The sequence below is a fragment of the Halomonas terrestris genome (assembly GCF_049166755.1).
GTDB lineage: Bacteria > Pseudomonadota > Gammaproteobacteria > Pseudomonadales > Halomonadaceae > Halomonas.
Window position 1 is genome coordinate 58622 of the sequence record NZ_JBMHFZ010000015.1, and the last position, 14775, is coordinate 73396.

General features: G+C 67.3%; 12 protein-coding genes. 7 read left to right on the plus strand and 5 right to left on the minus strand.

Annotation, left to right across the window (positions count from 1 at the left end; translation table 11 throughout):
* Positions 1 to 3: 3 nt before the first annotated feature.
* Positions 4 to 1662 carry a sulfatase-like hydrolase/transferase gene (locus tag ACOMD9_RS14325; protein ID WP_421416112.1) on the minus strand — a complete coding sequence of 553 codons (1659 nt, stop codon included), beginning with the start codon at positions 1660 to 1662 and terminating at the stop codon, positions 4 to 6.
* 145 nt (positions 1663 to 1807) lie between these two features.
* Between ACOMD9_RS14325 and ACOMD9_RS14330 the strand changes: the two genes are divergently transcribed.
* The gene (locus tag ACOMD9_RS14330; protein WP_421416115.1) at positions 1808 to 2590 is read left to right on the plus strand and encodes a glycosyltransferase family 2 protein; all 783 of its coding nucleotides are present in this window, start codon (positions 1808 to 1810) and stop codon (positions 2588 to 2590) included.
* Here ACOMD9_RS14330 and ACOMD9_RS14335 read toward each other — a convergent pair.
* A complete protein-coding gene (locus ACOMD9_RS14335) occupies positions 2541 to 3647 on the minus strand; it encodes a glycosyltransferase family 9 protein (protein WP_421416118.1) in 1107 nt (368 codons plus the stop codon). The two genes, ACOMD9_RS14330 and ACOMD9_RS14335, sit on opposite strands and share 50 nt — an antisense overlap.
* Positions 3648 to 3685: 38 nt before the next feature.
* Between ACOMD9_RS14335 and ACOMD9_RS14340 the strand changes: the two genes are divergently transcribed.
* Complete coding sequence (locus tag ACOMD9_RS14340) at positions 3686 to 4828, plus strand: glycosyltransferase family 4 protein (protein ID WP_421416119.1); 1143 nt, start codon at positions 3686 to 3688, stop codon at positions 4826 to 4828.
* 146 nt (positions 4829 to 4974) lie between these two features.
* Here ACOMD9_RS14340 and ACOMD9_RS14345 read toward each other — a convergent pair whose 3' ends face one another.
* Positions 4975 to 6057: a glycosyltransferase family 9 protein gene (locus tag ACOMD9_RS14345; protein ID WP_421416121.1), complete on the minus strand. Its 1083-nt coding sequence runs from the start codon at positions 6055 to 6057 to the stop codon at positions 4975 to 4977.
* 175 nt (positions 6058 to 6232) lie between these two features.
* Between ACOMD9_RS14345 and ACOMD9_RS14350 the strand changes: the two genes are divergently transcribed.
* On the plus strand, positions 6233 to 7288 hold the full coding sequence (locus ACOMD9_RS14350) for a polysaccharide pyruvyl transferase family protein (RefSeq protein WP_421416122.1): 1056 nt from the start codon (positions 6233 to 6235) through the stop codon (positions 7286 to 7288).
* Between the two features lie 54 nt (positions 7289 to 7342).
* On the opposite strand, the gene ACOMD9_RS14355 is transcribed toward ACOMD9_RS14350, so the two are convergent.
* The gene (locus tag ACOMD9_RS14355; RefSeq protein WP_421416124.1) at positions 7343 to 8068 is read right to left on the minus strand and encodes a 3-deoxy-D-manno-octulosonic acid kinase; all 726 of its coding nucleotides are present in this window, start codon (positions 8066 to 8068) and stop codon (positions 7343 to 7345) included.
* Between ACOMD9_RS14355 and ACOMD9_RS14360 the strand changes: the two genes are divergently transcribed.
* The 3 genes from ACOMD9_RS14360 to waaA are packed head-to-tail and all read left to right on the plus strand — an operon-like array spanning position 8067 to position 11867.
* Positions 8067 to 9167: a glycosyltransferase family 9 protein gene (locus ACOMD9_RS14360; protein ID WP_421416125.1), complete on the plus strand. Its 1101-nt coding sequence runs from the start codon at positions 8067 to 8069 to the stop codon at positions 9165 to 9167. The genes ACOMD9_RS14355 and ACOMD9_RS14360 overlap by 2 nt on opposite strands.
* Positions 9157 to 10587 carry a bifunctional D-glycero-beta-D-manno-heptose-7-phosphate kinase/D-glycero-beta-D-manno-heptose 1-phosphate adenylyltransferase HldE gene (gene hldE / locus ACOMD9_RS14365; RefSeq protein ID WP_421416127.1) on the plus strand — a complete coding sequence of 477 codons (1431 nt, stop codon included), beginning with the start codon at positions 9157 to 9159 and terminating at the stop codon, positions 10585 to 10587. The genes ACOMD9_RS14360 and hldE overlap by 11 nt, the downstream gene beginning before the upstream one ends.
* Positions 10587 to 11867 carry a lipid IV(A) 3-deoxy-D-manno-octulosonic acid transferase gene (waaA, locus tag ACOMD9_RS14370; RefSeq protein ID WP_421416130.1) on the plus strand — a complete coding sequence of 427 codons (1281 nt, stop codon included), beginning with the start codon at positions 10587 to 10589 and terminating at the stop codon, positions 11865 to 11867. Before hldE ends, waaA begins: the two co-directional genes overlap by 1 nt.
* Before the next feature lie 27 nt (positions 11868 to 11894).
* On the opposite strand, the gene rpiA is transcribed toward waaA, so the two are convergent.
* The gene (rpiA, locus tag ACOMD9_RS14375) at positions 11895 to 12569 is read right to left on the minus strand and encodes a ribose-5-phosphate isomerase RpiA (RefSeq protein WP_421416132.1); all 675 of its coding nucleotides are present in this window, start codon (positions 12567 to 12569) and stop codon (positions 11895 to 11897) included.
* Positions 12570 to 12963: 394 nt separating this feature from the next.
* Between rpiA and ilvA the strand changes: the two genes are divergently transcribed.
* Positions 12964 to 14478, plus strand: a complete 1515-nt coding sequence (gene ilvA, locus ACOMD9_RS14380; protein WP_421416134.1) for a threonine ammonia-lyase, biosynthetic — start codon at positions 12964 to 12966, stop codon at positions 14476 to 14478.
* Positions 14479 to 14775: the final 297 nt, after the last annotated feature.

Genomic DNA, 14775 nt, shown 5'->3' on the forward strand with positions numbered 1-14775 from the left:
ACATCACTGTACCTCGGCGGGCTCCTCGCCGATGGCGTCCTCGGGGGCTTCCACGACCTGCTCCTGGCGCTGGGGGGGTTGCTCCGCGGGCCGCTCCGGTACCAGCCCTTCCCACAGGCGCTGCTGCAGCGCCGTCTCCTCGCGCAGCCGGGCGTTCACGCTCTCGAGGCTGTGCTGCTCCAGCATGGTCGGGGCCGGTGACATCAACGAGACGCCCAGCCCGGCGCGGTGGTCGTCGATCTCGAAGCCCATCGCCTCGAGGATGGTCGGGAAGACATCGATCATGGAGGATTCGCGCCTGACCCTGCCGAGGGGGATGTCGGGGCCCAGCAGCATGAAGGTATTATCCCGCTCGCCGCTGATCAGCGCTTCCCAGGCCGAGACCCGCATGGTCAGGTGGTCGCTGGCGATCACCACCAGGGTGTTCTCCAGGAACCCTTCGGCCTCGAGCCGCTCGATCAGGTCGCGTGCCAACCAGGCCGAACACTCCACCGAGTAGAGGATGTCGACCCCGTCGAACTCCCCCTGGCGCTCGATGCAGCGCCGGGCCGGATAGCCATGGGGGGCATGGCCGGCGAGGGTCAGGCTGACGACCCCCCAGGGGTCACCGGTCGCGTCGAGGCGGTGGATCTCCTCCACGATGAAGTCGAAGAGGGAGTCATCGTAGAGCCCCCAGTTGTTGAGGTACTCGGGATCCTCCAGTCGAGGGCGCAGCTCCTCGCGGCCCAGGATGGTGTCGAAGCCGTGGTCCTCGTAGAACACACCCTTGCCGGCGAAGGCCGTGCTGGCGCCTCCCAGGTAGGCGAGCCGGTAGCCCTGCTCGGCGAGCAGGTCGCCGAGGCAGTCGATGCCGGGTACCACCTGGCCGAGGGGCTCGAACTGGGCATCGTGGAGCAGCCCGGCGGGCATCAGCGGGGTACCGCACTGGCTGGCGATCATGCCGGCCATGGTCCAGCCGGTGTTGTCGAGCTGGCGTACGGCCTCGAAGACACGCCCCTGCTCGCCGAGGGCCTCGAGGTCGGCATAGGCATCGCCGAAGCGTTCTCGGTCGGCATAGGTGCGCTCGATGCTCTCCAGGTAGAGCAGCAGCAGGTTGGGTGGGTCCTGGGGGGGCTGCTGGAAGTCCGGCTCGACGTAGCGACGCTCCAGCCAGGCGCCGTCGTCGGTGACGATGGCGGCACCGCGCTGGGTGATGCCGTAGAGCAGGGGGTTGCTGGCCAGCAGGCCCAGGGCCAGCAGGCGCTCGCCGAGCCGCCAGCGGTGATCGTTCCATACCAGCCAGGTGAAGGAGGCGAGCAGGGCGAGCATCGACAGGTTGTAGAGCACCGCGGCCAGCTTGCGGCCGACCCCGCCATGATCGGCCATGCCGGCCTGCAGGTGGAAGTACACTGCCCCCAGGTCCACGTTGCCGAAACTGTCGGCGAGGTAGACGTAGAGCCCCCAGAGGGCGATGGGCAGCAGCGACCAGGGCCAGACACGGGCCCGTGGGCGTGGACGCCGTGGCGCCCCCCAGCGCAGCAGCCAGCCCAGCCCGAGCCAGGCTCCGGCGATCGGCACCATTCCCCACCACGGCAGCAGTGACAGTGTCACGATGGCGTGGCCGATGCAGAGCCCGATGACCAGCAGGGCCCACCAGCGTGGCCGGTGGATTGGTGAGAGCATGAGGTGACGGAACATGTGGGGTCGCCGCAGTGAGATTGTTCCCAAGCTTATCAAGACGCGGGCTCTTTACCCACATGGTCACCTGGCGATGTCGGAAGCGTCCGCTTACACTGGGCGGCGTCAAACCACCCGCCAAGGACATCCGATGCCGATTGCTGCCGTGCTGATCGTCAAGAACGAGCAGGCTCACCTGCGCGCCTGCCTGGAAACGCTGGCATGGGTCGACGAGATCGTGGTGGTGGATGCCGGAAGTCGGGATGCGACCTGCGAGATTGCACGCGAGTTTACCGACAAGGTCGTGGTGGAGGATGACTGGCAGGGGTTCGGGATTCAACGCCAGCGGGCTGAGTCTCGGGTGGAGAGCGATTGGATCCTGATGATCGATGCCGATGAACGTGTCACTCCGGCGCTGCGAACCAGCATCCAGGAGGCGCTGGAGAAGGAGGCGGCGGCTATCTTCACCCTGCCGCGCCTCTCCTGGTGCTTCGGTGACTATATCCGTCACTCTGGCTGGTATCCCGACAGGGTTGCACGTCTGTATCCGCGGGGCCGGGCCGGCTACAATGCGGCGCTTGTCCACGAGAAACTCGAGAATCCGGAAGGGCTCTCCGTGAAGCCGCTGCAGGGCGATCTGCTGCACTTCACATACCGTGACCTGCGGCATTATCTGGAAAAGTCGGCCCACTATGCCCAGGCCTGGGCGGAACAGCGTGCCGCTCGCGGCAAGCGCGGCAGCCTGGCCTCTGGCATCACCCATGGTATCGGCTGCTTCCTGCGCATGTACCTGCTCAAGGCCGGTTTCCTCGACGGTCGGCAGGGGCTGCTGCTGGCGCTCCTCTCTGCCCACTCCACCTTCGCCAAGTACGCCGACCTCTGGGTCAGGACCCGGACGTTACCCCCGCCGCAAGACGCCGAAGCAGGGCGCTAATGGCCTCGGAAGATTTATCGAGATCGATGCTCGTCATGTCACGCTCCTCGGCGCCAGCGGGCGGACAGAAGGCCAGCCGGCGATCCGCGGCATTGCAGGTCTGCCAGCGCAGCGGCGTCGCCGAGCGACGCGCCGGGTAGAAGCCCGCCGTGGGCAGGTTCAGGCAACCGGCGATATGCAGCGGGCCGGTGGAGCCGGCGACGAACAGGTCGGCCGCGGCGAGGCTCAGGGCGAAGTCATCGATCCCCTTCCGTGGAGGCAACAGCGCGGCATCGAGCCCTGCGGCGAGGAGCCTGTCGCGCAACCCCGCGGCGGTGGCCTCCTCGCCGGGGCCGGCGGTCAGCAGCCAGGCCGGTCGTGGGGCGGACGCCGCCGCGAGACGCGATTCGATCCCGAGGATCAGTTCGCCGTAGCGGTCGGGTGACAGGTTCACCGCCGAGCCGCCGCTGCCGGGATGCACGAAGACCCAGGAGCGTGAGTCATCCAGGCCGAGTTCACCGGCGATGCGGGCCCGCTGGGCGTTGCGGCTTGCCTGGGGCAGCGGCCAGAAGGGGGGCGACGGTCTTGGCGGCCGGGGGTAGCCCAGCTCGCCGAGCAAGGCCTCGGCCAGTTCCAGGTTGTAGACGTATTCCGGCCTTGCCGAACGCGACCTGCGCTGGGCGATGCGTCGGTTGTAGAATAGCTGGGCCCACTTGGTGGCCGGGGCGAGCCGCAGGGGAATCCCGGCTCGCCAGCCCAGCCAGCCGATGCGCGGCGTGGAGAAGAGTGTCAGCAGGGCGTCGAATCGACCCTCCTGCAGCCTGGCCAGCAGCTCGTGTCGACCCTCGCCTCCCGAGCCATCGCCGGGATCGAGGAGCACCTCGTCGATCCAGGGGCAGAGCCTCGCCATCGGGGCGGTATAGGCCGGCACCAGCACGCTGACGTGGGGGCTCGGCTCGGCCGCCTTGAGGCAGGCCAGCGCCGGCCAGGCCAGCATGAAGTCGCCGAGCTTGTCGTTGCGAACCACCAGCAGGCGGGAGCGGTGCTCGTCCATTGCAGTGGCGGAAGTTGTCGTCATCCGGGCTCCCGAGCCCCGATACCGGAAAGGAGCCAACCTTGTCCCACAAGGTCATGCATATCTGCCTCTCGAACGGCTGGGGCGGACTGGAAATGTATCCCTCGCGGATTATACCCGAGCTGAGGTGTCAGGGGTGGGAGTCCCATGGACTGGCCCTGGCCGGCTCCCGTGTCGCGGAGAGCTTCGGGGAGGCCGACGTCTCCCCGCTCACGGTCCCCTCGAAGGGGCGGGCGCTGCTGGCCGCGGGGCGCCTGCTTGCCTACCTGAAGACCCACGACATCGGCGTGATCCACTGCCACAAGTCCAGCGACCTGCGGCTGGGCGCCCTGCTGGCGACGCTGCGGCCGTCGCTGAGGCTCTTCTTCACCGATCACATGGGTGTCACCCGGCCCAAGAAGGATCCCTATCACCGCTGGGCCTACGGTCGCGTCACCCGGCTCTTCTCCATCAGCGAAGCGACCCGGCGGCGCAACCTGGCGGCCTTCCCGCTGCCCGCCGACCGCATCCGCCGGCTCCACCTGGGCATCGACCCCGAGCCCTACGCGCCGCGGCTCGATGACGAGGCGCGCCAGGCCCTGCGCCGCGAGCTGGGCCTTCCCGAGGGGGCGGTGGCCATCGGCCTGCCGGGACGACTGACAGCAGGCAAGGGACAGCGGGTCTGGATAGAGGCCCTGGCACGTCTGGCCCGATCCCGGCCGGCACTGCCCTGGCACGGCGTGCTGATCGGTGGCCTGACGGCCGGCGAGGGCAGCAACGAGAATTACGTGGCGGAGCTGCGGGAGCGTGTCGCCGCGCTGGGCCTCGAGTCCCGGATCACCTTCGCCGGCTTTCGCCGCGACCTGCCCCGGCTGTTCGAGGTACTCGACATCGTCTGCGTGCCTTCGCGCAACGAGGCCTTCGGCCTCACCGTGATCGAGGCCATGGCCGCCGGCAGGGCGGTCATCGGCGCCGACAGCGGGGCGATTCCCGAACTGCTGGAGAGCGACAGCGGCCGGCTGGCGGACCCGGAGGACGCCGGTGCCTGGGCCGAGGCCATGGCCGAGCTGGCCGCCGACGAGGGCCTGCGCCGGCGACTGGGCGAGTCGGCTCGGCGGCGGGTACGGGAGGACTTCACTCTTGAGGCCCATGTGCGGACCCTGGCTAGCGAATACGAGACCGAGCAACGAGCTGGAGAACGGTGAGAGCCTGGATCGACAAGTGTGCCTACCTCAACCGACATGGTAGGTGCTGGCTTGAGCACCTGGCCGTCAACCACGTGAAACACATCTTGATGATCCGCCGAAGGCACTCCGGCGACTATACGGCGGCTAGGTGACCTTCCCCCGAATCAGGTCAGGGGTTGGAGGAATCGTGCAAGCTCGGCCTTGAGTCGCCTCCAGTCAAAGTGGTTCACGTCCAGCGGATCGGCGGGCTCGGAGAGGAAGTTTATGGAGCGTGGATGGCGGCTGTGCCAGTCGTCGCGATCGGCGGGGTCGTAGGGGAAGAGCACGAAGGAAGGTACCCCCAGCCCGTCTGCCAAATGCACGGTCGCGGTGATGCCCGAGACGAGTGCCTGTGAACGCGCGATCAGGGCTATGTTGTCGTGAATCGTGTGGGTCTCGGGAAGATGCACCACCCGACCGCCGGCGAAGCCCTCACACAGTGCCTCGACCTCTGCCTGCTTGCCGGGTGCCGAGAGCACGCATACATCATGATTTGGCAGCAGCTCCAGTATGGAGGTGATCAATCGTCGGGAGCTCTCGGGCGTCAGGCTGCGTGCACGTCCCTTGCTGTAGGCATTGAAGGTGACGAAAGGCCGCTTTCCCCGAGCAGCCCACCAGCACTCGACGTCCTCCTCTGCTGCTTCGTTACGGGGCACGATATAGCGCGTATCTACCTCGTTGGCGCCACAGCGCTTCAGCAAGTCGACGTACTTTTCAGCCATGTGTGCGCCATGCGTGAGGCGTCCCAGCTTCAGGTCGACCAACCCTACGCTGTCGTCGAGACTGGCGATGTGCTGCGTCTTGAGTTGGCTGAGCAAGTAGATGTCACGATGCTTCACCAGGTGGCTGAAGAAGACCACCAGGTCCACTTCACCGATTCGTTCTGCCAAGGCTCGCATCTTGGCCTTGCTAGGCTTGCGTTCGCTATGATGAACAACATCCACCCCGAAGGTATCCTGGAACAGGGGCGCCATTCCTGGCGTGGCGATCACCTCCACCGAGATGTTGGGATCGATCTCCTGGAAGGCTCGAGGGACGAACGAGAACACCACGGAATCGCCCCACTTGGCGTCCCAGCGCACAAAAATCACGCGCCGCAACCCGGTCACTCGCTCGACCGGCTCCCGTTGGCTGTCGTATAGGCGGCGGCTTGCCGCGATACGTAGTCTATCCCGGGTCGCCCTGAGGTGGTTCAAGCATTTACGCATTAAGCTTCCTTCTCATTCCGATGACACCTGAGGCTGGTATGCGATGCATCAATCCGCTAGGCTGGCCACTTCAGGAAGGCGAAGAATATCACAGCCTGCCGCAGCGATTCACCGATATGCCGGCCAGCAGGAAACTCCCCGCGGCACAGCATCACCACCGGAGCACAGGACTGGTATGAACATTGTCTTCTCGACTACGCGGCAGTGGAATCCTGGCGATGAGTTCATTCTCATGGGCTGCATTAATCTATTGGCCCAGCACCTGGGGGACTTCAATCCGATCATCTACAATCGGAATCCGCAGATCCGCCGGGCTCGCAAGTTCGATATCATAAAGGCCATCGACAACGCTGCCGGCAAGGACTTTGTTGAGAAGTTTCTCGACAACTCCGTCAAGGACAGGACGCCCATGGATTACGCTGATATGGTGGTCTTTGCCGGCTCCCCTGAATGGCGCGGTCGACGTATGGAGAAACTCTATGCCTCCGTCCTGGAATTCGGCCTTCCTTCCCTCTTCCTCGGGATCGGCACCAGTGGCAAGTTCGCCTTCACCGGTGAGTACTTCACCAAGAGTGAACAGGACGTCTTCAACCAGGCCCTGCTGATCACCACCCGTGACGAAGACACCCAGGCCGGACTCCAGCCCCTGGAGGCCCACCACCTCCCATGCCCGGCTCTCTTCTCGAGCCAGAACACCCGGGTCGTCAAGGGTGTCAAGCGGATCGGCTTGATGTATGGCACCGACAGCGCCGTGGCTTGCAACAATGTCTCCAGCAATACTTACCGGTACATGATGGAAGCATACTGCAACATATTGCGTGACTACGGTGACGAGTACGAAATTGAATTCGTCTCCCACTACATCGATGAACTCTCGTCCTTCAAGCAAGATTTTCCCGACAGGACCATCCGCTACTCCTACGACGCCAAGGATTACCTTGCTATCTACGACCGCTACGATCTGGTCATCGGCTACCGTGTCCACGGGATAGGCATCTCGGCCTCGATGGGAATCCCGGGCATCATGCTGGCGCATGACCCGCGCGCCTCGACTGTCAAGGGCTTCTGTGCCGAAATGGTGAATATCGGCACCGAGTACGACGAGCTCAAGGCATTGATCGATGACACTATCGCCACGATCGAAGAGAAGAGTCTGGCGCTGCAGGCCCACAAGGAGGCTACCCGCGAGAAGTACCTGGCCCTTTTCGACCGCCAGGTCAGGTTGCCGTGACCACCCACGGCGACACGCCTCAACGGCCTGCTGCCCCGCAGATACCGAGTGGGATCAGCCCCGCTGGCTCGTGCTCGAAGCGGTGTAACCCCGCCGGATGGCTTCCATGGCCCGGGCGGCATCGAACTTGATGAGCGAACGCTCCAGGCGTGCCAGGTTGCCGGCCTGCCAGCGTCCCCCGGGGCGCAGTCGGCAGCGGTCGAGGTCGATCAGCCAGGCCCTGTCGTCCCGGTCGATCAGCAGGTTGCGGGCATTCAGGTCGACGTGGTCGAGGCCGGCATCATGGAAGCGGCGCACGGTGTGGCCGACATGCATCAGCAGGGCCTCGTCGGCCTCGCCGGATGTCAGCAGCTCGGCCAGGGCCCGGGCACCGGCAATCCTCACGGTGATCAGTGCCGCCTCGTAGGTCAGGCCATGGCGGGCGACGCCCGCGGCCACCGGACGGGGGACGGGCAGGCCTCGGGAGAAGAGTTCTGCGGTCAGCCTCAGTTCGCGGAAGGCGCGGGTGCGTTCCAGGCCGGTCCACAGGTAGCGGGTGGCGCTGAGCCGGGCCACCATGCCGCCCCGGCGGTAGGGGCGCAGCACCCACTGGTCGGCTCCGGCATCCAGGAACAGGCTGGCCCCGCGGCCCGGCGCCTCGCCGGCGACGCGGCCGGTGGCTCGCCAGTGGTCGGGGTCGAAGGTGTGCGGGCCGATTTGTGGCGCCTCGTCGGCGTCACATAAACTGTCCGCATCATATAGAATGAAAAGCTTTCCCGCTCGATACGTTGCCAACCGCATGAAGCATCCTCTGCCTGCACAACCCCGGCACATCGGCGTGCTGCGACTCTCCGCCCTGGGCGATGTCTGCAACCTGGTGCCGACGGTACGCGCCCTGCAGCGCCAGTGGCCCGAGGCACGCATCACCTGGATCATCGGCAGGGGCGAGCACAGTCTACTGGCCGGCCTCTCCGGGGTCGAGTTCGTGGTCTACGACAAGTCCACCGGCCTTGCCGGCATGCGCCGGCTCTGGCGCGAGCTGGCGGACACCCGCTTCGACGTGCTGCTGCACATGCAGCAGGCCCTGCGTGCCAGCGTTCTCTCCCTGGGGCTCAAGGCCGATGTGCGTGTCGGTTTCGACAAGGCACGCGCCAAGGATGCCCAGCACTGGTTCACCCATCGCCAGCTGGCCCCGCACCCCCGGGCCCATGTGCTGGAGTCCTTCCTGGACTTCGCCCGGCTGCTCGGCGTCGAGGATCTCTCGCTCGCCTGGGACCTGCCGGTGCCCTCGGTCGCGTTCGACGAGGCCGCCGCCCTGAGCGGCGACGCGCCCTACCTGCTGATGAGCCCCTGTGCCAATCCACGGCTGCGCAACTTCCGCAACTGGTCGGCCGAGGGCTATGCGACGGTGATCGAGCACGCCTGGAGCCAGCACGGGCTGAGGGCGGTGCTCACCGGGGGGGGCAGCACCCAGGAGCGCGAGATGGGCGAGCGCATCCAGGCCCTCAGCCGACCCGAGGCGGTGGTCGACGCCATCGGCGGCACTTCGCTCAAGGGGCTGCTGGCACTGATTGCCCGGGCCCGCGCCGTCGTGGCGCCGGATTCCGGACCGGTGCACATGGCCAACGCCCTGGGCACGCCGGTGGTGGGGCTCTATGCCACCACCAACCCCGACCGCGCCGCCCCCTACCTCTGGCGTGATTTCGTCGTCGACCGTTATCCGGAGGCAGTACGCGCCTATCTGCACAAGCCCCCCGAGGAGATCCCCTGGGGTCAACGGGTTCGTCACCCCGATGCGATGTCACTGATTCGCGCCGAGGACGTGATCGAACGGCTCGATGCCCTGCTCGACGATACCGCTACACCCGAGGAAACGGAGTCCCCCGCCGATGAAGCTTGATCTGACTGCCCTGGAACGCTCGCACCTGCTGGTGGTGGGCGACGTGATGCTCGACCGCTACTGGCACGGCGGCACCTCGCGTATCTCGCCGGAGGCGCCGGTGCCGGTGGTGCGGGTCCAGGAGTCCGAGGACCGGCCCGGCGGGGCGGCCAACGTGGCGCTCAACATCGCCTCCCTGGGCGCCCATGCCGCCCTGGCCGGCGTGGTGGGCGACGACGACAATGCCGATCGCCTCGTCGCGCGAATGGAGAGTGCCGGAGTGAGCACTCACTTCGATCGCAGCGCCGGCATTCCCACCATCACCAAGCTGCGGGTGATGAGCCGCAACCAGCAGCTGATCCGCCTGGACTTCGAGGACGGGCTGGGAGAGGTCGACACCGCGGGGCTGCTGGCGCGGGTCGAGGCGGCCCTGCCGGCGTGCGACCTGGTGATCCTCTCCGACTACGGCAAGGGCACCCTGAACCGGGTCGAGGACCTGATCCGCCTGGTAAGGGCCAGCGGCAAGCGGGTGCTGGTGGACCCCAAGGGCAGCGACTTCCGCCGCTACCGCGGGGCCAGCGTGATCACCCCCAACCTGACCGAGTTCGAGGCGGTGGTGGGACACTGCCGCGACGACGCCGAACTCGCGGCGCGCGGCGAGGCGCTGCGTGTCGAGCTGGAGCTCGAGGCGCTGCTGATCACCCGCAGCGAGAAGGGCATGACGCTGATCCGCGAGGGACACGAGCCGCTGCACCTGCCGACCCGGGCCCGGGAGGTCTATGACGTCACCGGCGCCGGTGACACCGTGATCGGCGTGCTGGGCCTGGCCCTGGCGGCCGGCCACGGCTTCGCCGAGGCGATGACCCTGGCCAATCTGGCCGCCGGCCTGGTGGTGGCCAAGCCGGGGACCGCGACCCTCTCCATCGCCGAGCTCTACACCGCCCTGCACGGCGACAAGCTGGCCGAGTTCGGCGTGATCGAGGAGGCCCCGCTGATCGAGGCGGTGCGCGCCGCCCAGGCCCGGGGCGAGCGGGTGGTGATGACCAACGGCTGCTTCGACATCCTCCACGCCGGCCACGTCGCCTACCTGGAGCAGGCTCGCAAGCTGGGCGACCGCCTGATCGTGGCGGTCAACGACGACGCCTCCATCGCCCGCCTCAAGGGGCCCAAGCGGCCCATCAACCCCCTGGCGCGGCGCATGCAGGTGCTGGCCGGCCTGGGAGCGGTGGACTGGGTGGTGCCCTTCGCCGAGGACACGCCCCAGCGGCTGATCGAGGCGGTGCTGCCCGACGTGCTGGTCAAGGGTGGCGACTATCGACCCGAGCAGATCGCCGGCGGCACCGCCGTGCGTGAGGCCGGCGGCGAGGTCAGGGTGCTGGGCTTCGAGGATGGCGTCTCCACCACGGCGATGATCTCCACCATCCTCGACCGCGAGGCCTGATGGGCTGGCCGCGCTGGCTCTATTCGGCAGCCCTCTACGGGCTGTCGCCGCTGGTCTGGCAACGCGTCTGGCGGGAGCAGGTGTCTGATCGGCCGCGGGGCCAGCGGCTGGGGCGGGTTCCCGGCACGCCTCCCGGCGTGCGCATGCTGTGGCTGCACTGCGCCTCGGTGGGCGAGGTCCAGGCGGCTCGGCCCCTGATCGAGGCCCTGCTCGAGCGCTACCCCGAGCATCGGCTCACCGTCACCACCATGACCGCCACCGGTGCCGAGCGGGTCCAGGCGCTGATCGACGGCCGGGGCGGGGTTCCCCGGCTCCGGCACCACTTCGTGCCCCTGGACTTCCCCCTCGCCGCGGCGCGCTTCATCGACCGGCTGCGCCCCGAGCTGGCCATCGTCTTCGAGACCGAGCTGTGGCCCAACCTCCTCCACGCCTGCCGGTGCCGCGGCGTGCCGCTGGCGGTGGTCAACGGCCGCCTCTCCCCGCGGGCCTTTCGCGGCTACCGCCGCCTGCGCCCGCTGATGCGCGAGGCGCTGGCCTGTGTCGACTGGCTGGCGGCAAAGTCGAGCGCCGACGCCGAGCGCTTCCATGCACTGGGGATGGCAGCCGAGCGTACCGCCGTGGTGGGCTCGCTGAAGTTCGATATCGGCCTGGATGACGATGTCCGCGAGGTGAGTGAGCGCTTGCGCACGTGGCTCGGCGAGAGGTCGGTGTGGGTGGCCGGCTCCACCCATGAGGGGGAGGAGGACGCGCTGCTGGCCGCCCATGCCCGGCTGTGTGAGACCCGTCCCGAGACGCTGCTGGTGCTGGTGCCGCGCCATCCCCGGCGCTTCGACGCCGTGGCCGAGCTGTGCCGCGCGCGCGGCATGTCGCTGGCCCGGCGCTCGCGGGACGAGTGGCCCGACGAGCGCACCGCCGTCTACCTGGGTGACACCATGGGTGAGCTGCTGGCCTTCTATGGCGCCGCCGACCTGGCCTTCGTGGGCGGCAGCCTGGTACCGATCGGCGGCCACAACCTGCTGGAGCCCGCGGCCCTGGGGGTGCCGGTGCTGACCGGCCCGGCGCTGGCCAACTTCGAGGAGGTGGCCGGGGTGCTGCGCGAGGCCGATGCCCTGGTGGAGGTGGCCGACGGTCAGGCCCTCGCCGAGGCCCTGGATCGACTCTTCGGCGACGCGGGCGAGCGTCGTCGGCTGGCCGAGGCGGGTCGCACCGTGGTGGTGGCCAACCGGGGAGCGCTTGAACGCACCCTGGACGGCCTGGCGCGCCTGCTGCCGCCGAAGTGAGCGTTCACAATGCCGGCAGGGGCGAGATCAGGCGGGTGTCAGTCGCTCCACACCGCCCTCGGCGCCCAGCAGCAGCACGTCGGCCCCGCGGGCGGCGAACAGGCCGTTGGTGACCACGCCGACGATGGCATTGATGCGCGCCTCCATGGCCACCGGATCATCGATCATGAACTCGAAGCAGTCGAGGATCTGGTTGCCGTTGTCGGTGACCACTCCCTCGCGATAGACCGGGTCGGCGCCCAGCTTGACCAGCTCCCGGGCCACGTAGGAGCGGGCCATGGGAATCACCTCCACCGGCAGCGGGAACGCGCCCAGCCGCTCGACCTTCTTGGAGGCGTCGGCGATGCAGATGAAGCGCTCGGCGCAGGCGGCGACGATCTTCTCCCGGGTCAGGGCCGCGCCGCCGCCCTTGATCATGTGGAGGTGAGCGTTCACTTCGTCGGCGCCGTCGATGTAGAAGGGCACGGTGCCCACGCTGTTGAGCTCGAAGACCTCGATTCCGTGGCCGCGCAGGCGCTCGGCGCTGGCCTCGGAGCTGGCCACGGCGCCCTTGAAGTCGTCGCGCAGCCTGGCGAGCCGGTCGATGAACCGGTTGGCGGTGGAACCGGTGCCGATCCCGAGCACGGTGTCACGCTCGAGCCGGGGGGTGATCTCGTCGATGGCGGCCGCGGCGACGGCGTCCTTCAGTTCGTCCTGGGTCATGGGGAGCTCGCTGTCTGGTGGATGGCGGAGGGCCATTATAGGCCAGCGAGCTGCCCCTGCCGATGTCAGGGCTATCGCAGATGGCGGTAACGCTCGAGGCTGTTCCGGCGACAGGTCCCGGAGCGCCGGACCGACGAGGGGGCGCTGTGAACCCCTCCCTGGGCGCTACCGATTCCATCCATGGAATCGGACCCCCTCTTCGACCTGTCCCCGGCGCCTCTCGCTTTGGGTAACTGCGATTGCCCTGGTGCCGATGCCGGTACGCTGGACGCCGGGCCGGGCGGAATGCTACCTATAGGGGTTCTCTGCAGCGCAGCACACGGGAAACACGCACAATGTGTGTGACGTTTCCCGAGCGGCTGATTTTGCGCCACTCTCCTTCTGGGATATCAGGATGCTAGAAGACACCGTCAAGAAGATTCTCCAGGCCCGGGTCTACGAAGCCGCTCGGGAAACGCCGATCTCGCCGGCGCCCTTCCTCTCCCGCCGCTTCCACAACACCATCCTGATCAAGCGCGAGGACCTGCAGCCGGTCTACTCCTTCAAGATTCGCGGGGCCTACAACAAGATGGCCCAGCTCAGCGAGGAGCAGAAGGCCAGGGGCGTGATCGCCGCGTCCGCCGGCAACCATGCCCAGGGCCTGGCCATGGCGGCGAAGCTGATGGGGGTCAAGGCGGTGATCGTGATGCCGCGCATCACGCCGGACATCAAGGTCCAGGCGGTGCGCGCCCGCGGGGCCAAGGTGGTGCTCAAGGGCGATGCCTTCGCCGCGGCCGCCGAGCATGCCCAGGAGCTGATCGAGGAGCACGGCTACACCTATATCCCGCCCTTCGACGACATCGACGTCATCGCCGGCCAGGGCACCGTGGCGGTGGAGATCCTCCGCCAGCACGCCGGCCGCCTGGATGCCATCTTCGTGCCGGTGGGCGGCGGCGGCCTGATCGCCGGCGTGGCGGCCTACGTCAAGTACCTGCGCCCGGACATCAAGGTGATCGGCGTCGAGTCCGAGGACAGCGCCTGCCTCAAGGCGGCCATGCAGGCCGGCAAGCGGGTCACCCTGGGCCAGGTGGGGGTCTTCGCCGAGGGCGTGGCGGTGGCGCAGATCGGCAAGGTGCCCTTCTCCATCGTCCGCGACCTGATCGACGACGTCATCACCGTCAACACCGACGAGATGTGCGCCGCGGTGAAGGACATCTTCGAGGACACCCGGGCGGTCTCCGAGACCTCCGGGGCGCTGTCGCTGGCGGGCCTGAAGAAGTACATCCAGCAGACGGGCGCCGAGGGGCAGACGCTGCTGTGCATCAACTCCGGCGCCAACACCAACTTCGACCGCCTGCAGCACATCGCCGAGCGCACCGAACTGGGCGAGCAGCGCGAGGCGATCCTCGCCGTGACCATTCCCGAGAAGCCCGGCAGCTTCAAGAAGTTCTGCAAGACCATCGGCAAGCGCATGGTCACCGAGTTCAACTACCGCTATGCGGACCCCGAGAATGCCCACATCTTCGTCGGGGTCCAGGTGAAGCCGGGTGGCGAGGACCGCCGGTCGGTGATCGAGCGTCTGCGCGAGGCCGGCTATCCGGTGGAGGATCTCACCGACAACGAGCTGGCCAAGCTGCACATCCGCCACCTGGGCGGTGGTCGACCCAAGGAGCACTTCGACGAGGAGGTCTACCGCTTCGAGTTCCCCGAGCGCCCCGGGGCGCTGATGAACTTCCTGACCCACCTGCCCCACGACTGGAACATCTCGCTGTTCCACTACCGCAACCACGGGGCCGCCTACGGACGGGTGCTGGTGGGCATGCAGATCCCCAACGGCGATCGCTCCCATGTGGAGGAGCACTTCGACGAGATCGGCTATCGCTACTGGAAGGAGACGGACAACGCGGCCTATCGCCTGTTCATGGCCTGAGGGCGCTGCCGACTCGATGTGAGTGCTGACTCACCGCGCAGGCGGGAAATACAGAGTGTTTAAAAATGTAACCCCTGCGTGATGAAGGTTGTCATCATGCAGGTCGTGGCCCTATAGTCATCTGCGTTGCCGAGCCCTTGCGGGCCGCAGCAGGCACCATCATGAAAGGCCCATACAACAACCCTTCCGGCCCCTCGCGGTCGTATCTCCAACGGAGTAGGCAATGAAGCGCAAGCCCGATCTGGTCATGGCACTGCTGCTGGTCTTCGGCATCGGCGTCGTGGCAACCGGCTATGC